The sequence below is a fragment of the Ruegeria sp. CDSA089 genome (assembly GCF_059612205.1).
The window spans coordinates 59,345-80,787 of sequence record NZ_JBXWQD010000003.1; the positions used below are offsets into that span (position 1 = coordinate 59,345).

Annotated in this window: 18 protein-coding genes; 11 read left to right on the forward strand and 7 right to left on the reverse strand. The window is 60.6% G+C overall.

Annotation, left to right across the window (positions count from 1 at the left end; all coding sequences use genetic code 11):
- The first annotated feature begins 11 nt into the window (after positions 1-11).
- Positions 12-707, forward strand: a complete 696-nt coding sequence (locus tag AC2FJ6_RS09135) for an ABC transporter ATP-binding protein (RefSeq protein WP_170772420.1) — start codon at positions 12-14, stop codon at positions 705-707.
- Entirely contained in the window at positions 704-3,232 is a 2,529-nt protein-coding gene (locus tag AC2FJ6_RS09140; RefSeq protein ID WP_496668870.1) for an ABC transporter permease, read from the forward strand. Before AC2FJ6_RS09135 ends, AC2FJ6_RS09140 begins: the two co-directional genes overlap by 4 nt.
- 2 nt (positions 3,233-3,234) lie before the next feature.
- Here AC2FJ6_RS09140 and AC2FJ6_RS09145 read toward each other — a convergent pair whose 3' ends face one another.
- Positions 3,235-3,681: an RrF2 family transcriptional regulator gene (locus tag AC2FJ6_RS09145; RefSeq protein ID WP_170772425.1), complete on the reverse strand. Its 447-nt coding sequence runs from the start codon at positions 3,679-3,681 to the stop codon at positions 3,235-3,237.
- A 94-nt stretch (positions 3,682-3,775) separates the two neighbouring features.
- On the opposite strand from AC2FJ6_RS09145, the gene AC2FJ6_RS09150 reads away from it, so the two are divergent.
- Positions 3,776-4,345 carry a gamma-glutamylcyclotransferase family protein gene (locus tag AC2FJ6_RS09150; protein ID WP_170772426.1) on the forward strand — a complete coding sequence of 190 codons (570 nt, stop codon included), beginning with the start codon at positions 3,776-3,778 and terminating at the stop codon, positions 4,343-4,345.
- Positions 4,346-4,488: 143 nt separating this feature from the next.
- On the opposite strand, the gene gltX is transcribed toward AC2FJ6_RS09150, so the two are convergent.
- The gene (gene gltX / locus AC2FJ6_RS09155) at positions 4,489-5,814 is read right to left on the reverse strand and encodes a glutamate--tRNA ligase (RefSeq protein WP_170772428.1); all 1,326 of its coding nucleotides are present in this window, start codon (positions 5,812-5,814) and stop codon (positions 4,489-4,491) included.
- Positions 5,815-6,032: 218 nt separating this feature from the next.
- Between gltX and AC2FJ6_RS09160 the strand changes: the two genes are divergently transcribed.
- Positions 6,033-6,965, forward strand: a complete 933-nt coding sequence (locus AC2FJ6_RS09160; protein WP_170772430.1) for an MBL fold metallo-hydrolase — start codon at positions 6,033-6,035, stop codon at positions 6,963-6,965.
- 3 nt (positions 6,966-6,968) lie between these two features.
- On the opposite strand, the gene AC2FJ6_RS09165 is transcribed toward AC2FJ6_RS09160, so the two are convergent.
- The 3 genes from AC2FJ6_RS09165 to AC2FJ6_RS09175 all read right to left on the reverse strand — a co-directional run bounded on the left by AC2FJ6_RS09165 (position 6,969) and on the right by AC2FJ6_RS09175 (position 10,602).
- Positions 6,969-8,297: an NAD(P)/FAD-dependent oxidoreductase gene (locus tag AC2FJ6_RS09165; protein WP_170772432.1), complete on the reverse strand. Its 1,329-nt coding sequence runs from the start codon at positions 8,295-8,297 to the stop codon at positions 6,969-6,971.
- Positions 8,298-8,427: 130 nt separating this feature from the next.
- Complete coding sequence (locus tag AC2FJ6_RS09170; protein ID WP_214646817.1) at positions 8,428-8,712, reverse strand: hypothetical protein; 285 nt, start codon at positions 8,710-8,712, stop codon at positions 8,428-8,430.
- A 231-nt stretch (positions 8,713-8,943) separates the two neighbouring features.
- Positions 8,944-10,602: an NAD+ synthase gene (locus AC2FJ6_RS09175; RefSeq protein WP_496668872.1), complete on the reverse strand. Its 1,659-nt coding sequence runs from the start codon at positions 10,600-10,602 to the stop codon at positions 8,944-8,946.
- A gap of 146 nt (positions 10,603-10,748) precedes the next feature.
- Here AC2FJ6_RS09175 and AC2FJ6_RS09180 point away from each other — a divergent pair, with 146 nt between their 5' ends.
- Positions 10,749-12,206, forward strand: a complete 1,458-nt coding sequence (locus AC2FJ6_RS09180) for an MORN repeat-containing protein (RefSeq protein ID WP_170772438.1) — start codon at positions 10,749-10,751, stop codon at positions 12,204-12,206.
- A gap of 2 nt (positions 12,207-12,208) precedes the next feature.
- Here the strand turns inward: AC2FJ6_RS09180 and AC2FJ6_RS09185 are convergent, their stop codons facing one another.
- Positions 12,209-12,874 carry an SDR family NAD(P)-dependent oxidoreductase gene (locus AC2FJ6_RS09185; protein ID WP_170772440.1) on the reverse strand — a complete coding sequence of 222 codons (666 nt, stop codon included), beginning with the start codon at positions 12,872-12,874 and terminating at the stop codon, positions 12,209-12,211.
- A gap of 286 nt (positions 12,875-13,160) precedes the next feature.
- On the opposite strand from AC2FJ6_RS09185, the gene AC2FJ6_RS09190 reads away from it, so the two are divergent.
- On the forward strand, positions 13,161-14,729 hold the full coding sequence (locus tag AC2FJ6_RS09190; protein WP_170772442.1) for a 2-isopropylmalate synthase: 1,569 nt from the start codon (positions 13,161-13,163) through the stop codon (positions 14,727-14,729).
- A 153-nt stretch (positions 14,730-14,882) separates the two neighbouring features.
- Here AC2FJ6_RS09190 and rlmJ read toward each other — a convergent pair whose 3' ends face one another.
- The gene (rlmJ, locus tag AC2FJ6_RS09195) at positions 14,883-15,668 is read right to left on the reverse strand and encodes a 23S rRNA (adenine(2030)-N(6))-methyltransferase RlmJ (protein ID WP_170772444.1); all 786 of its coding nucleotides are present in this window, start codon (positions 15,666-15,668) and stop codon (positions 14,883-14,885) included.
- A gap of 155 nt (positions 15,669-15,823) precedes the next feature.
- Here rlmJ and AC2FJ6_RS09200 point away from each other — a divergent pair, with 155 nt between their 5' ends.
- From AC2FJ6_RS09200 to rodA, 5 genes are read left to right on the forward strand one after another with little or no spacing between them, the layout of a single operon-like run.
- Positions 15,824-16,870, forward strand: coding sequence for a rod shape-determining protein (locus tag AC2FJ6_RS09200; RefSeq protein WP_039523195.1), 1,047 nt, complete (start codon positions 15,824-15,826; stop codon positions 16,868-16,870).
- Positions 16,871-16,926: 56 nt separating this feature from the next.
- Entirely contained in the window at positions 16,927-17,829 is a 903-nt protein-coding gene (mreC, locus tag AC2FJ6_RS09205) for a rod shape-determining protein MreC (protein WP_170772446.1), read from the forward strand.
- On the forward strand, positions 17,822-18,358 hold the full coding sequence (locus AC2FJ6_RS09210) for a rod shape-determining protein MreD (protein ID WP_170772448.1): 537 nt from the start codon (positions 17,822-17,824) through the stop codon (positions 18,356-18,358). The genes mreC and AC2FJ6_RS09210 overlap by 8 nt, the downstream gene beginning before the upstream one ends.
- On the forward strand, positions 18,355-20,304 hold the full coding sequence (gene mrdA, locus AC2FJ6_RS09215; protein WP_170772450.1) for a penicillin-binding protein 2: 1,950 nt from the start codon (positions 18,355-18,357) through the stop codon (positions 20,302-20,304). Before AC2FJ6_RS09210 ends, mrdA begins: the two co-directional genes overlap by 4 nt.
- On the forward strand, positions 20,301-21,440 hold the full coding sequence (gene rodA / locus AC2FJ6_RS09220) for a rod shape-determining protein RodA (RefSeq protein WP_480900191.1): 1,140 nt from the start codon (positions 20,301-20,303) through the stop codon (positions 21,438-21,440). Before mrdA ends, rodA begins: the two co-directional genes overlap by 4 nt.
- Positions 21,441-21,443 lie beyond the last annotated feature (3 nt).

Consider the following 21,443-nt stretch of genomic DNA (forward strand, 5'->3'; position numbering starts at 1 on the left):
TGGATTGACCTATGACGACACCTGTTCTTTCTCTCCAAGATGCGGCTTTGTCGCTGGATGGCAATGCCGGACGGGTGAAAATCCTGCATGGTATCACTCTATCGGTTCAAAAGGGCGAGACTTTGGGCCTTGTTGGCCCGTCTGGGTCCGGCAAATCCTCATTGTTGATGCTGATGGGCGGGTTAGAGCGTGCGACTGGCGGCAAGATCGAAGCTCTGGGGCGGGATCTGACTGATTTGGACGAAGACAACCTCGCCCGGTTTCGACGTGACGCGATGGGCGTTGTGTTCCAGAATTTCCACCTGATCCCCACGATGACTGCGCTGGAAAATGTCGCCACGCCGCTGGAATTGGCGGGGCTCCGGGACGCGTTTGACCGGGCCGAAAGTGAACTGGATGCGGTCGGCCTATCGCATCGGCGCGATCACTATCCTGCGCAGCTTTCGGGGGGTGAGCAGCAGCGCGTGGCACTTGCGCGCGCATCGGCTCCGCGCCCGCAGATCCTGCTGGCGGACGAGCCAACGGGGAATTTGGATGAAACCAACGGGGCCGCGATTGTTGATCTGCTGTTCGACCTGCGCGACCGTCACGGCGCGACTTTGGTTCTGGTCACGCACAGTCACAGCCTTGCACGCAGATGCGACCGGGTTGTCCGGTTGCGCGATGGGCGTATTGCAGAAGATATCCAGCAAGAGGCCGCGGAATGAGCCTGCGCCTCGCCGGACGTCTGGCGCGGCGCGAACTGCGCGGAGGGCTGCGTGGCTTCCGCGTGTTTCTGGCCTGCCTCGCGCTTGGTGTTGCCGCCATCGCCGCTGTCGGGTCCGTGCGCCAGGCCATCCAGACCGGACTAGCGCAGGAGGGCGCCGCATTGCTGGGTGGCGACGCCCAATTGGAATTTACCTATCGCTTTGCCACTGAAGCCGAGCGCGACTGGATGGGCCAAGTGGCCTCTGCCGTCTCAGAAGTCGTCGATTTCCGATCAATGGCCGTCGCGCGGCAAGGCCATACCCCGGAGCGTGCGTTAACGCAGGTCAAGGCCGTGGACGCGGCCTATCCTCTGGTCGGAACACCAGTGCTAGACCCCGATATACCGCTGCCCTCTGCGCTTGACGGGGCTGACGATCTGCCCGGGGCCGTCATGGACCCTTCACTGATCGACCGGTTGGGTTTGTCTGTAGGCGATCGGTTTTCTCTAGGCACGCAAGAGTTTCTGCTGACCGCCGCGCTGATCCATGAACCGGATGGGGCTGCGGATGGATTCGGTCTGGGTCCGCGTACTCTGGTACGCACGCAGGATTTGCAAGCGTCTGGCCTGCTAGCACCGGGCACCTTGTTTTCCACCAAATACCGGCTGGATCTACTGCAATCGGTAGACCTTGCAGAACTGGCGTCGCAGGCAAACACAACGTTCGACGGCACGGGAATGCGCTGGACAGATGCGCGAAACGGCGCGCCGGGCATCGCCGAATTCGTCGCCCGTCTCAGTGCCTTTCTGGTACTGGTCGGGCTTTCGGGTCTGGCCGTGGGCGGCATTGGCGTATCGGCCGCGGTATCTGCATTCCTCGCCCAAAAGACCGAGACAATCGCAACCCTGCGCACACTGGGCGCAGACCGCGCAACGATCTTTCAGACCTATCTGATCCAGATCGGCATTCTCTCGGGTATAGGCGTCCTGCTAGGCATTGCTCTGGGCGGGCTGCTACCGCTGGCGCTCGCCCCGCTGATCGAGGCCCAGCTTCCCATCCCAGCCGTCTTTTCGCTGTATCCAGAACCGCTGGCCGAGGCTGCGCTCTATGGTGTTCTGACCGCCTTTCTGTTTACCCTCTGGCCCTTGGCCCGCACCGAAGAGGTCCGCGCTGCCACCCTATTTCGGGACGCGCTGTCATCGGCCCGCGCCCTGCCTCGCCTGCGCTACATCGTTGCCACCGGGGTGGGGCTGGCGCTGCTGATCGCGTCGGCGGCGTGGTTCAGCGGGTCTGCCCGCCTGACGCTCTGGACGGGCGGCGGGCTGGTTGGCGCGCTGATTCTTCTCTCGGTCGCGGCGATGGCAATTCGTAGACTGGCCCGATACGGCGCGCGCCCCGCGCGTGGACACCCGGCGCTACGCTGGGCCTTTTCCGCCATTTCCGACCCGCGCGAGGGTGCGTCTTCGGTTGTGTTGTCGCTGGGTCTGGGCCTGTCCGTTCTGGCCGCCGTTGGGCAAATCGACGGCACCCTGCGCAATGCAATATCCGGCAATCTGCCAGACGTCTCGCCCTCGTATTTCTTCGTCGACATTCAGAAGGACCAAATGTCCGGCTTTTCCGAACGTCTTGAAACCGACCCTGCCGTCACCCGCGTCGAAAGCGCGCCGATGCTGCGTGGCATCCTCACGCAGATCAACGGCCAACCGGCTCGTGACGTCGCCGGGGACCACTGGGTTCTGGACGGCGACCGTGGCGTAACCTATTCCGCAGCACCCCCGCAAAACACCCGCGTCACCGCCGGAGAATGGTGGGCAGATGACTATTCCGGTACCCCGCAAGTCAGCTTTGCCGCTGAAGAAGCGCAAGAGATGGGCCTGAAACTGGGCGACACCCTGACGGTCAATATTCTGGGGCGCGACATCACCGCTGAACTGACCTCACTGCGCGAGGTTGATTTCTCGACGGCGGGGATTGGGTTCATCATGTCCATGAACCCATCGGCCCTTGCCGGAGCCCCGCACAGCTTTATTGCCACTGTCTATGCCGAAGAGCCCGCCGAAGCCGCAATCCAACGCGATCTGGCTGAGCAATTTCCCAACATTACTGCTATTCGCGTCCGCGACGCCATCGACCGAATCTCGGGGCTGTTGGCAGGGTTGGCTGCAGCCACATCTTATGGCGCAGGTGTATCGCTGCTGACCGGCTTCCTTGTCCTAATCGGCGCAGCCGCCGCAGGAGAGCCCGCCCGCAGGCGTGAAGCAGCGATTCTGAAAACACTGGGCGCAGACCGCGGTCGCATCCTGCTGAGTTTTGCCCTGCGCGCAGCCCTACTCGGCGCCGCTGCGGGCGCGGTGGCCCTGCTCACCGGCATATTGGGCGGATGGGCAGTGGCGACCTATATCTTCGACACCGATTTCAGCATCATCTGGGGTTCGGCGCTGGGAATTATTGTCGCCGGCCTCCTCGTGACCCTCGGTGCAGGCCTGTTCTTTGCACTGCGCCCGCTGGCGGTTCGACCGGCCCGCATCCTGCGGGCCAGCGACTGAACTTACCGAACGCAAGCAACCGGCTGCAAGATTTGCAGCAACTGGTCGTTGTCACAAACCAAAGCATCCAACGTGATGTCATCCAGCGACGCATAGAAAACCTCGGCCGCATCCTGCAGCGCAAGGCGCAACCGGCAGGCATCGGTCAAGGGGCAGGTATTGTCCGCATCCGCAAAGCACTCGGCCAACGGCAGGTTGCCCTCGACATGACGAAACACCGACCCGATGCGAATCTGCTCGGCAGGGCGCGCCAGGGTCATGCCGCCATTTCGGCCTCGCTGTGTGCTGAGATAGTCCAGCTGACTCAGTTGATTGATCACCTGCGCCAGATGGTTCTCCGAGATATTGCACACTTCGGCAATCTCGGATTTGGTCACAAGCCGGTCCTGATGTGCAGCGCAATACATCAGCAAGCGCACCGCGATATTCGTCCGTTTGGTAATGCGCATGATCGCCTCCCAAATTTCAAGATGCGACCTTATTGCATGTCCGGCTAAAAAGCGGTTTGACATACATCAATCGGCGGAAAAGGACGCGGCACAGATGGCAGACCCCTATTTCTTTGGCTATGGCAGCCTGGTGAACCTTGCTACCCACGATTTCCCCGATCCCCGCCCTGCGAAACTAAAAGGCTGGCGCCGCTCTTGGAGACATACAGACCTGCGCCCGGTGGCCTTTCTGACAGCCATCCCCGACCCCGATTGCGAGATTGAGGGGATGATCGCCCATGTCCCGAAAAACGACTGGGCGGCGCTGGATGAACGCGAATGGGCCTATGATCGCATCCCGGCAACTCAGGCTGTGTCACATACGCTGACCCACGACGTCGACATCGCCGTCTATGCCGTCCCACATGGCCGCCACACCGGGCCCACGAACCACCACCCCTTGGTACTCAGCTATATCGACGTTGTCGTGCAGGGCTATCTGCGCGCCTATGGCGAGGCCGGGGCAGATCGCTTCTTTGCCACCACCGACGGCTGGGAGGCTCCGATCCTGAATGACCGCGCCGAGCCCCGCTATCCGCGACACCAGCAGTTGAAACCGCACGAGACTGAATTCGTGGACTCCCGCCTGCAACAGTTGGCTGCGAACATCGTCCATGCCTCATAGCAAAAGGCCGAGGTCAAACCCCGGCCCTTCTTCTGTTCAAAAATTCCTCCGCCGCAGGGTGAGTGGCGTCCGGGAAACTGTCCGATAGGCAGTTTCAGCTCCAAACGGGTGGAACCCCGGTCTGCGTCAAGAGGCGCGTTCCTTCACCCTCGCGCGCGGATCACCTGAAGCAATGGCAAAAGCGCGGCCATCTCGGGCCCACGCTCCATCCCTGTCAGCGCCTTGCGCAGCGGCATGAACAATCCCTTGCCCTTCCGGCCTGTGGCCTCTTTGACAGCCTTGGTCCAAACACCCCAGGTCTCGCCATCAAACGGCCCTTCGGGCAGCAATGCCACGGCTTCGGTGATGAAGTCACGATCGTCTTCGTCGATCAGCGGCTCTGCCCCATCGCGGCACAATTCCCACCAACCCTGCAGATCGGCCAGAGTGGTGATGTTCTCACGCGCCATGGCCCAGAAGGGCTCGGCCAGATCTGCTGGGACACCCGCATCCGCAACCGCATCTGCAACATCCGCCAGAGGCAGCGACTGCAGATGTTTCGCGGTCAGCGGGAATAGGTCCTGCACGTCGAATTTGGTCGGTGCTGCGCCGAAACGCCCGATGTCGAATCCGTCTATCAATTCAGCCATGTCCGAACGTAATTCCACCGGATCGGAAGAGCCCAGACGCGCCATCAGGCTTAGCAGAGCCATCGGCTGAACCCCCTGCTCGCGCAGATCGCGCAGCGCCAGCGTGCCCAAACGTTTCGACAGCGCCTCACCTTGCGGGCCGGTCAGCAGCGAGTGGTGCGCAAAGCGCGGGCAAGCGCCGCCCAGCGCTTCAATGATCTGGATCTGGGTCGCCGTGTTGGTCACATGGTCCGAGCCACGCACCACGTCCGTGACACCCATCTCGGTATCATCCACCACGGATGCGATCGTATAGAGAACCTGCCCATCGCCCCGGATCAATACCGGATCAGACACGGAAGAAGCATCAATCGAGATGTCGCCCAGAATGCCGTCATTCCACTCGATCCGCTCGTGATCCAGCTTGAAACGCCACACACCGTTTCCGCGTTCCGCCCGCAGCGCCTCTTTCTCGGCCTCCGACAGGTTCAGCGCAGCGCGGTCATAGACCGGGGGCTTGCCCATGTTCAGCTGCTTCTTGCGCTTCAGGTCCAGTTCGGTCGGCGTCTCGAACGCCTCATAGAACCGACCCATCTCGCGCAGCTTGTCGGCCGCTTCGGCATAGCGATCCAGACGGTCGGACTGACGCTCGACGCGGTCCCATTGCAGCCCAAGCCACTCCAGATCCTGTTTGATCGCATCGACATATTCTTCTTTCGACCGCTCAGGATCAGTGTCGTCGATGCGCAGGATGAACGTACCGCCAGCCTTGCGGGCGATCAAATAGTTCATCAAGGCGGTACGCAGGTTGCCCACATGGATGTAACCGGTGGGCGACGGGGCGAAACGGGTGGTTGTCATAGGTGTCTCCTGTTGGCGCGGCTCTTGTCACAGGATGGGCGTTTTGTCCAGCCGTGGGCAAAGGCCCACCAAGGAACTCAAACATGGCCAACACACAACCTAAACAAAAATTCACACGTATTGTTCAACAACGCACCCCATATCTTGGGTCTATAACCTACCAAGAGACGCGCACCGGCCTAGCTTTGAAGCTGGCGTTCTGACAGGGAGACTTAGATATGACCATCAATTTGACGCGCAGAGCGGCCTTGGGTGCCGCAGCCACACTACCTTTCGCTACAGCTGCGACCCCGCTTTTGGCTGCTGGCACCGAGACCAAAGCCAACTCGACCATCGCCAAATCGTACCACCTCGGTGATTTCACGGTCACGACCCTGTTGGATGGCAGCCTGCCCCGCGATGGTGCCAAGGAGATCTTCGGCGGTGGCGCATCGGATGAAGAATTTGCCAAAGTATCCGCCGACAACTTCATCCCTGCAGACAAGGCGCAGTTCTTCTTTACACCGACGCTGGTCAATACCGGGTCCGAACTTGTTCTGTTCGACACCGGGCTGGGTCAGGGCGGTATTCAGGCGGCGCTGGCAGATGCAGGCGTCACCCCCGATCAGATCGACGTTGTTGTGATCACCCACATGCACCCCGACCATATCGGCGGCATGACCACCGACGATGCACCAACCTTTGCCAATGCGCGCTTCGTGACCGCCGCACCGGAATATGACTTCTGGGCTGCACAGGATGCAGGCAACCGCGTCGGTGATCTGGTTGCCGCCAAAGTGACCCCGCAGGCCGAAAAGATGACCTTCCTAACCGATGGCGGAGAAGTCACCTCGGGCATCACCGCCGTCGCCGCCTATGGGCACACACCGGGCCACACGGTCTATCACCTGGAAAGCAATGGCCAGCGTTTGGTACTGACCGCCGACCTTGCCAACCACTATGTCTGGTCCTTCGCGCACCCTGAGTGGGAGGTCCGTTTTGACATGGACAAAGCGGCCGCGACAGCAGCGCGCCGCAATGTTCTGGGGATGCTCGCCGCCGACAAGGTTCCGATGATCGGTTACCACATGCCCTTCCCCGCCGCTGGCTATGTCGAGACCCGCGGCGACGGGTTCCGCTTTGTCCCCGTCAGCTATCAGATGGCAGGCTAAGCTCTAGTATCCTGGGTCCGGCCGCACTTTTGAGCCATCCGTAAAACGGGACAGGCGGAAGGCGGCCGGATCGACACAGGGTTCGACCCCTGTGACCAGATCGGCCATCAACCGTCCCGCTCCGGGACCGATGCCGAATCCGTGGCCGGAAAAACCGGTTGCGACGAACATGCCCGGAATTTCTTCAACGCCCGAGATTACCGGAATTGCATCCGGCGTCACGTCAATCATCCCTGCCCAGCTTTGCACCAGCTCGGCGTTCTGCAACGCGGGTACTCCCTTTTTCGCGTTCGACCACGCCCGCCGCAGCACCTTGCCAGACGGCTCAGGGTCCAGAACGCGACACTGTTCGAACGGAGTGACATCCGTAGGCAACCATTTCCGGTCCTGCTTGGCTTCAATGGCCCACCGTTTCGACCACCGAAATCGCAGCGACCGCCACTCCTGCCGGAATGCGGGCAGGAACCACCATGCCAACCGAAAGCTGTCGGGCACGATATCAACCGTGTTTTCATGGCCGGACGCGATCGTATAGCCGCCGTCAGCGCGCTTGCGCAGGGCGAAGTCATCGGACCACAACGCCGCCTCGGGCCCCTCGACCGGAGAGGTGCGCAGTACCGTGTTCAGTACCTTGAGTTGTGGCAAGTCAATGCCTGCATTCCCCGCAAACAAACGGGACCATGCCCCACCGGCCAACACCACGCGATCACAGGCGACACGACCGCGTTCAGTGAAAACACCCGCAATGCGCCCGCCCTGGACGTCAACACTGCGCACAGCGCAAGTGGTCATCAACACTGCACCCTTGTCACGCGCCGCCTCGGCAATGGCGGGGGCTGCCCATTGCGGTTCGGCCCGGCCGTCGCGGGGCATGTGCAGGGCACACTCCAGATCGGTCCGATGACTGGGCAGCAAGCCGTCCAGTTCTGCACCCGACACCATCCGAGCGCCAGTCTGCAACCCATCGACATGTCGCGCCCAACGTTCAAGATTTTGCGCATCCCGCGCGCCGGAGGCGCCAAACAGGATGCCTGACCGCGTAAACCCGGTTTTCCGCCCGATCCGCGCGTCCAGCCCGTCCCAAATCTGTTGTGCCACGCACATCAACGGAATTTCGCGCGGGTCACGCAGCCCCAACCGCACCCATCCCCAGTTGCGCGAGCTCTGTTCGCCTGCAATCTGGCCTTTTTCGCACAACAGGACCGAGACGCCCCGTTCGGACAGCTCCAATGCAGTTGCCGCGCCGATGATTCCGCCCCCGATCACGACGACGTCTACCACTTTGGGAAGTTTCAGATCAGGTTCAACGGGGGTTGGTTTGGGGCCGGGCATCAACCGCTCATACTGCATTCTATGAAACGCAATGAAGGCGCGGGATTGGGCCCAAGGCAATACGACATTCGGCGCAGATCACAGATTTAAACGACCTGTGTCAATCACGCCATTTTCGGGGATATTCAGACTAAGCCACACCGCATAGTTCGGCCCATTTCTGACGCAGAACCTGGGTAAAGCCGACAACCGGAGTCTCGGCTTCATCCTCCGCAGCTTCGGGCAAGGACAGGTCAACATCGACCAGTTCTTCGCGCAACTCGGTAGGCGTAACTTTGGGCAGAGGCGGCTCAGCCGCGCTCAGAATACCGGCGATGGCGGCATCCACCTCGGCTTCGTTCAGATCCTGCCCCTTGTCTGCCATTGTCTTCCACGGCGGCGGAGCATGAAGAGGTTTGTCATATTCCTCATACATAGCGATACCAAATCGTTAACACAGACACCCGATCTCGGATGTGTCACAACCGCCCCAGCTGGGGCGATAATCAAGCAAAAATGTGTCGGAAAAATGGCGCGCGCCCAAGCAAGCCCTTGAGAAAACATCATCTTGCAACCCATCGCACGACGGATTGCAGACAATGCCACCCTAGACGCGGCATTGATTACTGATACGATACGATCTGCAGGCGCCGCAGCGGCAGGCGACTCAGGACGGGTCGCGCCAGCGATTCACGATCGGATACCTGCGATCCAACCAGAAAGCCCGGCTAGTCAGCCGCGTTCCGGGGGCTGACTGGAACCGCTTGTATTCGCTGATATAGATCAGATGCTCAACCCGGCGCGCGGTAGCGGCATCAAACCCGGCCTCAACGCAATCCGCGACCGAGCCTTCGCCGTCGACCAGAATTTCAAGGATTGCATCCAGCTCGGGATAGTCCGGCAGGCTGTCGCTGTCTTTCTGATCCGCCCGCAATTCCGCGCTGGGGGGCTTGTCGATGACCGAGGGCCGAATGACCTCGCCCTCCGGCCCCATCATCCAGTCGTGGTGGTTTTCATTGCGCCAGCGGCAGGTCTGAAAGACACGGGTTTTGTAAAGGTCCTTGATGGGATTGTACCCGCCATTCATGTCGCCATAGATCGTGGCATATCCCACCGCGACCTCGGATTTGTTCCCGGTGGTCAGCAACATCTCGCTAAACTTGTTCGAAATCGCCATCAACAGTAGCCCACGCAAACGCGACTGGACGTTTTCCTCGGTCAAGTCTGGGTCACGCCCGGCAAACAACGGGGCCAAAGTGTCCGTCACGGCGGCGCGACTGTCCGAGATAGGCACGTAGTCATAGTGCACGCCCAGCGCCTTGGCGACAGCCTCTGCATCGTCCAAGGAACCCTGACTGGTATACTCCGACGGCAACATTACACAGCGGACATTCTCGGCCCCAATCGCATCAACCGCAATCGCCGCGACCAAAGCGGAATCAACCCCGCCCGACAGACCAAGCAGCGCCTTTTTGAACCCGGTCTTCCCCATATAGTCGCGCAAGGACTGCACCATCGCGCGATAGTCCTGCTCCCATTCATCTGGCTGAGGCGCGACCTTGGCCGTAACGATCCGCCACCCCTCATCGCCCCGCTCAAGATCGATATGGGTAACGGCCTCGTCAAACACAGGCATCCGAAAGGCCAGCGCGCCGCCGGGGTTCAGGCCAAACGTGCCGCCGTCAAAGACCTGATCGTCCTGACCGCCAACCATGTTGAGGTAAATCAGCGGCAGGCCGGTCTCGACCACGCGCGCCACCATATGATTGAGGCGCACGTCGTATTTGTTGCGGAAATAGGGCGAGCCATTGGGAATCAACAGAAACTCGGCCCCGGTCTCTTCCAGAGTTTCCGCGACATCCGGGTGCCAGCTATCCTCGCAGATCGGGCTGCCTATCCGCGTATTGCCCACCGAATACGGCCCGCCCAACGGACCGGAATCATACAGGCGAACCTCGTCAAAGACCGTTTCATTCGGCAAGTGATGCTTCAGTACCTTGCTGCCGATCTTGCCACCCTTGAGGATCAGATAGGCGTTGTACAGGTTGTCATCCTCGACCCATGGCCCGCCGATCGCCAGCGCCGGGCCGTCAGCGCATTGGGCGGCCAATGCCTCGACCGCGGCCATGGCGGCGCGGTGAAAGCTGGGCTTCATCACCAGATCCTGCGTGTTGTAGCCAGTGATGAACATCTCGGGGAAGGCAATCATATCGGCACCTGCGTCGCGCGCCTGTTTCCATGCCGCGACGGCCTTGGCCGAGTTGCCCTCGATATCCCCTACTACAGGGTTGAGTTGCGCCAGAGTGATGCGGAAACGGTCGGCCATGGTGCCCTCTTGCCCTCGTCAGTTCTTATGCCATTTACCAGATCGCACCGCGAGGAAAAGGCAAATGCGGCAAAACCCGTTGCCCTGCCCCCGGCGGTATCTTAGTTTTGCGCTGTAGAACAACCACCGGCAGGCAGGAAAACCCTATGAACGTCATCCGCACCTCAATCGCCGCTACCGCGATGGCCCTGTTGGTCTTGCCCGCCAGTGCGCAGGATGGGCAGGTCATCATTGCGGATGATGAGGTTGGCGGCGTCTACGAAGGCACTTTCCTGAACGGGCTGCGGCACGGCATCGGTACTTATCGCCTGCCCGACGGCTTCGAATATGAGGGCGAGTGGTCTGAAGGCGAAATTCAAGGCCAGGGCATAGCCCGCTATGCGAACGGGTCAATCTATGACGGCGCTTTCGCAAAGGGTCAGCCGGAAGGGCGCGGCCGGATCATCTATCCCGATGGCGGCAGCTACGAAGGCGAATGGTCTGATGGCACGATCAACGGGCAAGGCACTGCCACCTATGCCAATGGCGCGCGCTATGAAGGCGGGTTCAAACAGGCGCAGTACCACGGCAAAGGAACTCTGACCGACCCCAGCGGATATATCTATGAGGGCGACTGGGTTGAGGGCGCGAAACAGGGTAAGGCCAAGATCACCTCGACCCAGGGCAGCGTTTATGAGGGCGACATCGACAATGGTGTGCGCCATGGACAGGGTACGCTGACAGTGGCCGACGGCATGACCTATACCGGGGACTGGGTGCAGGATCGCATGACCGGCAAGGGGCGCATGGTACAGGCCAACGGTGACGTCTACGAAGGCGATCTGGTCGACGGGCGGCGTCAGGGCAAGGGCAAGGCCACCTACGCCAATGGCGCGACCTATGAGGGCGACTACACCGATGACCGCCGCCACGGCAAAGGCCGCTTCGTAGGCACCGACGGTTTTGAATATACCGGCGAATGGCAGGACGGGCAGATCGAAGGCTTTGGCGAGATGACCTATCCCGACGGTTCCACCTATGTGGGTGACTTCAGCGCCGATCTGCCCCATGGCAAGGGGCTGCACACTTACCCGGACGGGATCATCTACGAGGGCGACTGGATCGCCGGTATCTTCGAAGGCTCCGGCAAGGCAACCTACCCCAACGGCGTCGTGTATTCGGGTCAGTTCAAAAACGGCCTCAGCCACGGCACCGGCGTTCTGACCTTTGCCAACGGCTATAAGTACGAGGGCGATTGGGCCGAAGGTGCCCGCCACGGCAAAGGGCGCGCCAGCTTCCCGGATGGAACCGTGTACGAAGGAGAATTCGTCGATGGCGTCCGCGAAGGGCTCGGCACGATCACCACTCCGCGTGGGTTTACCTATACCGGCGATTGGGCAGGTGGCAAAATCAGCGGCACTGGTATCGCCACCTATGCCACAGGCGACGTCTATGAGGGTGGTTTTCTGGACAACAAACGCCACGGCGACGGAACCATGCGCTATGCCAACGGCCAAGAAGAATCAGGCGTGTGGGAAAACGGTGTCCTACCGGGCAAAACCGCCGCCGAGCCCGAGGCTGCACCGGCCGAAAACACCACATCCGACGCGCCTTCGGACGGCTAGGTTCACCAAGGCACCGGCTGCCCGGCCCAATCGAAAAAACCACCTGTATCGTCCGGGGCCAGCGCCTCGATCACTGACAGCAAATTCTGCGCGGCTTCGTCTGGTTCAACGGTCGCGTGGCGTCCTGCGTATTTTCGAGTGAACTCAGTGCGCACCGTGCCGGGATGCAGCGAAACGCATACCGCCTGCTTGTGTGTCCGCGCCAGTTCGATCGCCGAGGTGTGAACGATCTGATTCACAGCAGCTTTGGCCGCGCGGTAGCTGATCCACCCGCCCAGACGGTTGTCGCCAATCGACCCGACCCGCGCCGACAGCACCGCCACGACGGCCCGCCGGTCCCGCGGCAACAACCGCGCAGCTTGTGCCAAAACCAAAGCTGGCCCCACCGCGTTCAAAGCAAACTGATCCATCATCGCCTTGGCTGACAAAGCGCGGATCGTCTTTTCCGGCTCAGCCCCGTTGATTTCAAGCGCACCAGACGCAACGAAGATCAGGTCATAGGGTCCTCCAAGCGCTGCCAGAGCAGTACTGACGGTGTCTGGCTTGGTCAGGTCAAACCCAACCGAAGACCGGGACAAACCTGTTACCGCGACCGATTGTTTCTCCAACCGCCTACAAAGCGCCGATCCGATCCCGCCCGACGCGCCAATGATGAGTGCTTTTTTCATAGCCGATCACCTAGCAGCCCAAGCGCTTACTTCAACGCATCGCAAAAAACGTCCCTGCGCGTGTAAGACCTGTAAATTCCGTCTTTTCATTCGCGTTCCGCTCTGTATAACCTCAATCCCATGATCAACCACGCAGATATCCTTGTTGCCGACACCGCCCTTCGCGGTACGTGGCTGCGTGGCCTACTGATCCTAATCCGCCTCTGAGCGTGCCATCCGGCGCGCCCGCTCAGAGGAGGACGCCCGCGCGCCATAGGCTTTAGGACAGAAGAAGAAAGAGATTCCCATGACCAACGTGACCGACCAAGACCGCGTCTTGATCTTTGACACCACTTTGCGCGACGGCGAACAAAGCCCCGGCGCAACCATGACCCATAACGAAAAGCTCGAAATTGCCGAGCTGCTGGACGAAATGGGCGTCGACATCATCGAAGCAGGCTTCCCCATCGCCTCCGAAGGTGATTTCAAGGCCGTCAGCGAGATTGCCGAGCGGTCGAAAAACAGCCGCATCTGCGGTCTGGCCCGCGCCAATTTCGCAGACATTGACCGCTGCTGGGACGCCGTGAAACACGCACGGCAAAACCGCATTCACACCTTCATCGGCACCTCTCCGCTGCACCGCGCCATTCCGAACCTGACGATGGACGAGATGGCCGATAAAATCCACGAAACGGTTAGCCACGCGCGCAATCTGTGCGACAACGTGCAGTGGTCACCGATGGACGCCACGCGGACCGAGTGGGATTACCTGTGCCGCGTGATCGAGATTGCGATCAAGGCGGGCGCGACCACGATCAACATCCCCGACACGGTGGGTTATACCGCGCCGGTGGAAAGCGCCGACCTGATCAAGCGCCTGATCGAGACCGTACCGGGCGCGGATGAGGTGATCTTCGCCACCCACTGCCACAACGACCTCGGCATGGCGACTGCAAACTCGCTGGCCGCCGTCGCGGGCGGAGCGCGACAGATCGAATGTACCATCAACGGTCTGGGGGAACGCGCGGGCAACACCGCGCTGGAAGAGGTCGTCATGGCACTGCGCACCCGCAATGACATCATGCCGTGGCACACGGGTATCGACACCACTAAGATCATGCATATCTCGCGCCGTGTGGCGACGGTGTCGGGCTTCAACGTGCAGTTCAACAAGGCGATTGTCGGCAAGAACGCCTTTGCGCATGAAAGCGGCATCCATCAGGACGGGATGCTGAAGAACCGCGAAAACTTCGAGATCATGCGCCCTGAAGATATCGGTTTGTCCGGCACGTCTTTGCCCCTGGGCAAACACTCAGGCCGCGCGGCCTTGCGTGACAAGCTGGAAACCTTAGGCTTTGATGTTGGCGACAATCAGCTGAAGGACATCTTTGTTCGGTTCAAGGATCTGGCCGACCGCAAGAAAGAAGTCTTTGACGACGATCTCATCGCGCTGATGACCATGGATGAGCATGACGACTATCTGCAACTGGTGTCGATGAAAGTGACTTGCGGCACAGGCGGTCAGGCGGAATCGACGGTCGAACTTGAGATGGACGGCAAGGACATCATCGCCACAGAACACGGCGATGGGCCGGTTGATGCGACCTTCAAGGCAATCCGTGCGATCTATCCCAACAAGGCGCATCTGCAATTGTACCAAGTGCACGCGGTGACCGAAGGCACAGACGCCCAGGCCACAGTCTCGGTGCGGCTGGAAGAGGATGGCATGATTGCAACCGGTCAATCGGCCAACACCGATACCGTCGTTGCCTCGGCTAAAGCCTATATCCACGCGCTGAACCGCCTGATCATGCGACGCGAAAAGGCCGGTCCGGGCGCGGATGCACGTGAGATCAGCTATAAGGACCTGACCTGATCGTCTGAAAGCGCAGAGGCTCCCGCACCCGCGGCGGCCCGGCTTCGCCGACCCTTCTTGGGTTTTGGGCCCGGCAGCGCGCCTGCGGCGCGCTGCCGGGCCCAACTCGATTGACGGCATCTTTGATGCTGGCAATCGGGGCGGGAGGGCTTTCTACAACCGCTCAAACAAGGTGGATAGGCGCATAAACTCGTCCTGAATGCCAAACGGTGCGTTCACAATGAACATTCCCGACCCGATCATACGATGCCCCTCGCGCGCGGCCGGAAAGCGCACCTCGTGGCATGCTGCTTTGGGCAGGGTTTGCGCCCGCAGCGCCGCAATCATCGGCTTGTGTCGCCCATCGGTCAAGATCGGATACCACAACGCGATGACCCCAACATTCCACTTTCGGTGCACCTTGGAAATGAACCCCGGCAGGCGGTCATATTCCGATTTCACCTCATAGCTTGGATCGATCAGCAGCAAACCCCGCCGAGGGGTAGGCGGCAGCAATGAATGCGCCAGCGCATAGCCGTCCTGCTTGTAGACCTTCGCTCCGAACCGCGAAACGGCCAGTGAGAGCGCCTCATATTCCTGCGGATGCAGTTCAGCCAGATGCAAACTGTCGTGATCACGCAGCAAATTGCCCGCAATCAGGGGCGATCCCGCATATGCCTGCGCCCCGTGCGTTGCCTGAACGCTGGTCAACGCCTTCGACAAAGGATGATCAGCACCAAACCACCCGTCACGCCGCGCGCGCTCAATTCCTGCAGCGGCCTCGCCGGTGCGGACCGCTTCAGCAGCGTCCAGCTTGTACAAACCCCGCCCCGAATGAGTCTCGACATAGGTCAGGGGTTTGTCCTTGCGCGCCAGATAATCCAGCATCCACGCCAGCAAAGCGTGCTTTTGCACGTCAGCCAGATTTCCAGCATGGTAAATATGTTGATATGAGAGCATGTTGCCTTCTAAAGTCCCTATCAATAAGGCGGAAAGGTGCTGATTGACGCGGAATCAGCCCTTTTACCGGGCGAGATGGCACCCTATAAGACATCCGTCCCGGAACCGTCGAGTCGCGGGCAGTGGTAATTTTGACGAACGGGATCATTAAAAACATGGGAATCTTTGGCAATCTGGGCGGCTTGTTCACAGCGGACATGGCCATCGACCTTGGGACAGCGAACACGCTGGTTTATGTCAAAGGGCGCGGTGTGATCCTGTCGGAGCCTTCGGTTGTCGCCTATCACGTCAAGGACGGTGTCAAAAAGGTGCTGGCCGTCGGTGAAGACGCCAAGCTGATGCTGGGCCGAACCCCCGGCTCGATCGAGGCGATCCGTCCGATGCGTGAAGGCGTGATTGCTGATTTCGACACTGCTGAGGAAATGATCAAGCACTTTATCCGCAAGGTGCATAAGCGGTCGACCTTCTCGAAGCCCAAGATCATCGTCTGCGTCCCACACGGTGCGACCCCCGTAGAAAAGCGTGCGATCCGTCAGTCGGTTCTGTCGGCAGGTGCGCGCCGCGCGGGCCTGATTGCCGAACCGATTGCAGCCGCCATTGGTGCAGGCATGCCGATCACCGACCCGACCGGCAACATGGTCGTTGATATCGGCGGCGGCACCACCGAGGTTGCGGTTCTGTCGCTGGGCGACATCGTCTATGCGCGCTCGGTCCGCGTGGGCGGAGACCGAATGGATGAGGCGATCATCTCGTATCTGCGCCGTCAGCAGAACCTTCTCGTGGGCGAATCCACCGCTGAACGCATTAAGACCACCATCGGCACTGCCCGGATGCCTGACGACGGTCGTGGCCAGTCGATGCATATCCGGGGCCGTGACCTGCTTAACGGCGTACCCAAAGAGATTGAGATCAGCCAGGCTCAGGTCGCCGAGGCTCTGTCGGAACCCGTCCAACAGATTTGCGAGGCGGTAATGACAGCATTGGAAACCACACCGCCCGATCTGGCCGCCGACATCGTGGACCGGGGCGTGATGCTGACCGGCGGCGGCGCGCTGCTGGGCGATCTGGACCTTGCCCTGCGCGAACAGACTGGTCTGGCTGTGTCGATTGCCGATGAAAGCCTGAATTGTGTGGCTTTGGGCACCGGCAAAGCGCTGGAATATGAAAAACAACTGCGCCACGCGATTGACTACGAAAGCTAAGGCGCGCACCCTTTCGGGGTGAAAACTCGGGCAAGAGCAGCACGGGAAGGTAACCTGTGGCAAACGACCGATCACAGCGCGATGAATACACGGCCCCTCTGCGCCGCCTGCTGTTGGGGATCGTGGTGCTGTGTCTGCTGGGCATCTTTCTGGTCTGGCGCATAGACAGCCCTCGGGTCGAGCGGTTTCGGGCGCAGGTGGCGGACCGCGTGGTGCCGTCGATGGAATGGGCGATGGTGCCAGTCACCGCAGTTGTAAACCTCGTCCGCGATTTCCAAAGCTATCAGCGGCTGAGCGCACAGAACCAGGAGCTGCGCAGCGAATTACGCCTGATGAGGGCCTGGAAAGAGGCTGCGCTGCAGCTTGAACAGGAAAACGCGCGTCTGCTGGACCTTAACAATGTGCGGCTTGACCCTCGCCTGACCTATATCACCGGGGTTGTGATGGCCGATAGCGGCTCGCCCTTTCGGCAATCAGTGTTGCTGAATGTGGGCGAACGGGACGGCATCATGGATGGCTGGGCCACGATGGACGGGATCGGCGTCGTCGGTCGTATATCCGGCGTTGGCCCCGATACGGCGCGGGTCATTCTGCTGACCGATGCGTCCAGCGCCATTCCGGCAACGATCCAACCTTCGGGTCAAACCGCGCTGATCACTGGCGACAACACGCCCTCGCCCGCTGTGGAATTCCTGGAAAACCGCGAACTTGTACGACCGGGTGATCGGGTCGTGACCTCGGGCGACGGCGGCGTGTTTCCTGGCGGCTTGCTGATCGGACAGATCGCCGCTGACCCCGGAGGGCGCTTACGCGTGCGCCTGTCCGCCGATTTCGAACGACTGGAGTTTTTGCGCGTGCTGCGCTTCCATTCCGCGCCACGTATCGAAGATTCCGGCGATGTCGTCGGCCCAAGACGCCCCGAAGCCGCCCTGACCCCCTCGGAAGTCGGCGATGGATAATCAGACCACGCAGCTTTGGGCCAAACGCGGCTTGTATCTGTTTCTGGCCCTTCTGATCCTGTTTTTTCATCTGCTGCCACTGAACGCGCGGCCAGATCGCTGGCCCTTTCCTGATCTGATCATTGCGCTGACATTTGCCTGGGTGTTGCGGCGTCCCGAGTTTGTGCCCATCCCTCTGATCGCGGTGGTGATGTTGTTGGCCGATCTGCTGCTGCAACGTCCTCCGGGTCTGCTGGCCGCGCTGGTTGTGATGGGCGCGTCCTATCTGCGCAACGCAGCACCCGGCTTACGTGACGCCGGGTTCATGGGCGAATGGACCAGCGCCGCCGTCGTCATCACGGCTGTTTTTGCCCTCAACCGCGTCATTCTTGCTATTCTGTCCGTGCAACAGGCAGCATTGGGTCCGGTCGTGATACAAGTGGTTCTGACGATTGCGGTTTATCCGCTGATTGTTCTGCTCAGCCAGAGCGGATTCGGCGTGCGGCGGGTTTCGAGCTCGGAGTCCGGCGCAGTAGGAGCCCGCCCATGAAGCCACGCAAGCAGAAATCGCAGGGATTGGCCTATAAAAGACTGCCCCGCCGCGCCTTTGTTCTTGGCGGGTTGCAGGCCGTGTTTATTGGCGGTCTTGCCGCACGGATGCGGTATATGCAGGTGGATCAAGCGGATGAATACCGCCTGCTGGCCGAAGAAAACCGCATCAACATCCGCCTGATCCCACCGACACGCGGTCGGATTTACGACCGCAACGGGCAGATCATCGGACAGAACTCGCCCTCTTACCGGATCGTGATGGTGCGCGAGGATGCGGGCGACGTAGACGCCGTTATCGCCAGACTGTCTGACCTAATCCCGCTGACCGATGATGAGATCGAGCGCGCCAAGACCGAGATGCGCCGCTCGGCCCCGTTCCTGCCGGTCACGCTGGCCGATCAGGTCACGTGGGAAGATATCTCGAAAGTCGCCGTCAACGCCCCCGCCCTGCCCGGTGTCACGCCCGAGGTCGGCATGACACGACAATATCCCAGATACGAGGACTTCGCCCATGTCGTTGGCTATGTCGGCCCGGTCAGCGACTATGACCTCAGCCAGATCGAAGATCCCGAACCCGTGCTGCGCATACCTCGGTTCCAGATCGGCAAGGTCGGGCTAGAGGCCAAACAGGAAATCAGCCTGCGGGGTAAGGCCGGGGCCAAACGAGTCGAGGTCAACGCCACTGGCCGCGTCATGCGCGAGCTTGACCGGCAGGAAGGTACCGCCGGGGCCGATCTGCAACTGTCTGTCGATGCCGATCTGCAGCAATACGCGCAGGCACGTCTGGCGGGCGAAAGCGCCGCTGCGGTCGTGATCGACTGCGAAACCGGCGATATCCGGGCGATAAGTTCAGCCCCCAGTTTTGATCCCAACCTGTTCGTGCGCGGCATCTCGGTCGCGGATTACCGGACCCTGACGCAGGACAATTACCGTCCGCTGGCCAACAAGACCGTGCAGGGCACCTACCCGCCGGGATCGACCTTCAAGATGATCACCGCCATGGCCGCGTTGGAGGCCGGAGTGATCGGACCATCGAACACCGTCTATTGCCCTGGCCACCTGAAGGTTGGCAGCCGCCGGTTCCATTGCTGGAAACGCGGCGGGCATGGCACAGTCGATCTGGAAACCTCGCTCAAACGCAGTTGCGATGTCTATTACTATGACGTGGCCCTGCGCACGGGGATCGACAAAATCTCGGACATGGCTCGGACTTTTGGGCTGGGCATCAAGCATGACATACCGATGTCCGCCGTGGCCGCCGGGCTGGCGCCCAATCAAGACTGGAAGCGGCGTGTGCATGGGCAGGAATGGCTGGTGGGTGACACGGCCAATGCCTCGATCGGTCAAGGGTTCATGCTGGCCTCGCCGCTACAACTGGCCGTGATGACCGCACGGATTGCGACCGGGCGATCTGTCTCGCCGCGTCTTGTTCGGTCGATGAACGGGGTCGAGCAACCCTCGGGCGCAGGTGAGCCGCTGGACGTCAACCCGCGTAATCTGGAACAAGTTCGGCAGGCGATGTGGACGGTATCGAATGACCGGCGCGGTACAGCTTATCGCAGCCGCATCATAGCCGATGATTTCCGAATGGCGGGCAAAACCGGCACCAGCCAGGTGCGCAACATCACTAAGGCCGAACGTGCCGCCGGCGTCATCCGCAACGAAGACCTGCCGTGGGAGCGCCGAGACCATGCTCTTTTCGTCAGCTTCGCGCCCTATGACAAGCCGAAATACGCGATTGCCGTGGTGGTGGAACATGGCGGCGGCGGGTCGAAAGCTGCAGCCCCTGTGGCGCGGGATATCATGTTACAGGCGCTCTATAATGGGACGCCGCCATTGGACGCCTATCCGGTGGCCGACCGCGACCGGATCAAGGAGCTGCAAAAGAAGCTTGAAGGCGATCGCCGTCCCAAAGCGCGCCCGTCCGAAAAGGACCGCGCATGAGCTATCTTGAATATACGGTCAAATCTACGCCCTCGGGGTTCCGCAAGTTCTTGTATATGAACTGGCCCCTGACCCTGCTGCTGATCAGCGTGGCCAGTGCTGGGTTCTTGATGCTGTTCTCGGTCGCAGGCGGGTCATGGACCCCTTGGGCCGAACCGCAGATGGAGCGGTTCGGGCTGGGCCTGACGGTGATGTTCATCATCGCGCTTGTCCCCATCTGGTTCTGGCGCAACATGTCGGTTGTGGCCTATCTGGGCTCGATAGGCCTGCTGATCGTGGTCGAGCTGTTTGGGACGATTGGCATGGGCGCACAGCGCTGGATCGACCTTGGCTTCATGCGCCTGCAACCGTCCGAGGTGATGAAGGTCGCCCTTGTGATGGTGCTGGCCGCCTATTACGACTGGCTGCCCTCGCACAAAACCTCGCGCCCGCTATGGGTGATCCTTCCGGTGATCCTGATCCTGATCCCGGTGTTTTTCGTGCTCAAACAACCCGACTTGGGCACCTCGATCCTGTTGCTGGCCGCAGGGGGTGGGATGATGTTTCTGGCTGGGGTCCACTGGGCCTATTTCGCCGCTGTCATCGCCGCCGTGGTCGGGCTGATCGCAACCGTTTTCAACAGCCGCGGAACCGAGTGGCAGTTGCTCAAGGACTACCAATTCCGCCGGATTGATACCTTTCTAGACCCCTCCACCGACCCGCTGGGCGCGGGCTATCACATTACTCAGTCCAAAATCGCGCTGGGATCAGGTGGTTGGAACGGGCGCGGCTTCATGCAGGGCACGCAATCGCGGCTGAACTTCCTGCCGGAAAAACATACCGATTTCATCTTCACCACATTGGCCGAGGAGTTCGGCTTTGTCGGTGGCATTACCCTGTTGATCCTTTATGGCCTGATCATCGTGTTCTGTCTGGTGACGGCGTTGTCGACCAAGGACCGGTTTTCGTCGCTGGTGACGCTGGGCATCGCGCTGAACTTCTTCCTGTTCTTCGCGGTGAACATGTCGATGGTGATGGGACTGGCCCCGGTCGTGGGTGTGCCCCTGCCAATGGTCAGCTATGGCGGCTCGGCCATGCTTGTCCTGATGGCGGCCTTCGGTATTGTGCAAAGCGCGCATATCCATCGTCCTCGCTGATTT

Excerpts from the sequence above, each read along its gene's own strand:
- AC2FJ6_RS09135 (WP_170772420.1), top strand. The coding sequence starts at position 12 with ATGACGACACCTGTTCTTTCTCTCCAAGATGCGGCTTTGTCGCTGGAT.
- AC2FJ6_RS09140 (WP_496668870.1), top strand. The coding sequence starts at position 704 with ATGAGCCTGCGCCTCGCCGGACGTCTGGCGCGGCGCGAACTGCGCGGA.
- AC2FJ6_RS09145 (WP_170772425.1), bottom strand. The coding sequence starts at position 3,681 with ATGCGCATTACCAAACGGACGAATATCGCGGTGCGCTTGCTGATGTAT.
- AC2FJ6_RS09150 (WP_170772426.1), top strand. The coding sequence starts at position 3,776 with ATGGCAGACCCCTATTTCTTTGGCTATGGCAGCCTGGTGAACCTTGCT.
- gltX (WP_170772428.1), bottom strand. The coding sequence starts at position 5,814 with ATGACAACCACCCGTTTCGCCCCGTCGCCCACCGGTTACATCCATGTG.
- AC2FJ6_RS09160 (WP_170772430.1), top strand. The coding sequence starts at position 6,033 with ATGACCATCAATTTGACGCGCAGAGCGGCCTTGGGTGCCGCAGCCACA.
- AC2FJ6_RS09165 (WP_170772432.1), bottom strand. The coding sequence starts at position 8,297 with ATGCCCGGCCCCAAACCAACCCCCGTTGAACCTGATCTGAAACTTCCC.
- AC2FJ6_RS09170 (WP_214646817.1), bottom strand. The coding sequence starts at position 8,712 with ATGTATGAGGAATATGACAAACCTCTTCATGCTCCGCCGCCGTGGAAG.
- AC2FJ6_RS09175 (WP_496668872.1), bottom strand. The coding sequence starts at position 10,602 with ATGGCCGACCGTTTCCGCATCACTCTGGCGCAACTCAACCCTGTAGTA.
- AC2FJ6_RS09180 (WP_170772438.1), top strand. The coding sequence starts at position 10,749 with ATGAACGTCATCCGCACCTCAATCGCCGCTACCGCGATGGCCCTGTTG.
- AC2FJ6_RS09185 (WP_170772440.1), bottom strand. The coding sequence starts at position 12,874 with ATGAAAAAAGCACTCATCATTGGCGCGTCGGGCGGGATCGGATCGGCG.
- AC2FJ6_RS09190 (WP_170772442.1), top strand. The coding sequence starts at position 13,161 with ATGACCAACGTGACCGACCAAGACCGCGTCTTGATCTTTGACACCACT.
- rlmJ (WP_170772444.1), bottom strand. The coding sequence starts at position 15,668 with ATGCTCTCATATCAACATATTTACCATGCTGGAAATCTGGCTGACGTG.
- AC2FJ6_RS09200 (WP_039523195.1), top strand. The coding sequence starts at position 15,824 with ATGGGAATCTTTGGCAATCTGGGCGGCTTGTTCACAGCGGACATGGCC.
- AC2FJ6_RS09210 (WP_170772448.1), top strand. The coding sequence starts at position 17,822 with ATGGATAATCAGACCACGCAGCTTTGGGCCAAACGCGGCTTGTATCTG.
- mrdA (WP_170772450.1), top strand. The coding sequence starts at position 18,355 with ATGAAGCCACGCAAGCAGAAATCGCAGGGATTGGCCTATAAAAGACTG.
- rodA (WP_480900191.1), top strand. The coding sequence starts at position 20,301 with ATGAGCTATCTTGAATATACGGTCAAATCTACGCCCTCGGGGTTCCGC.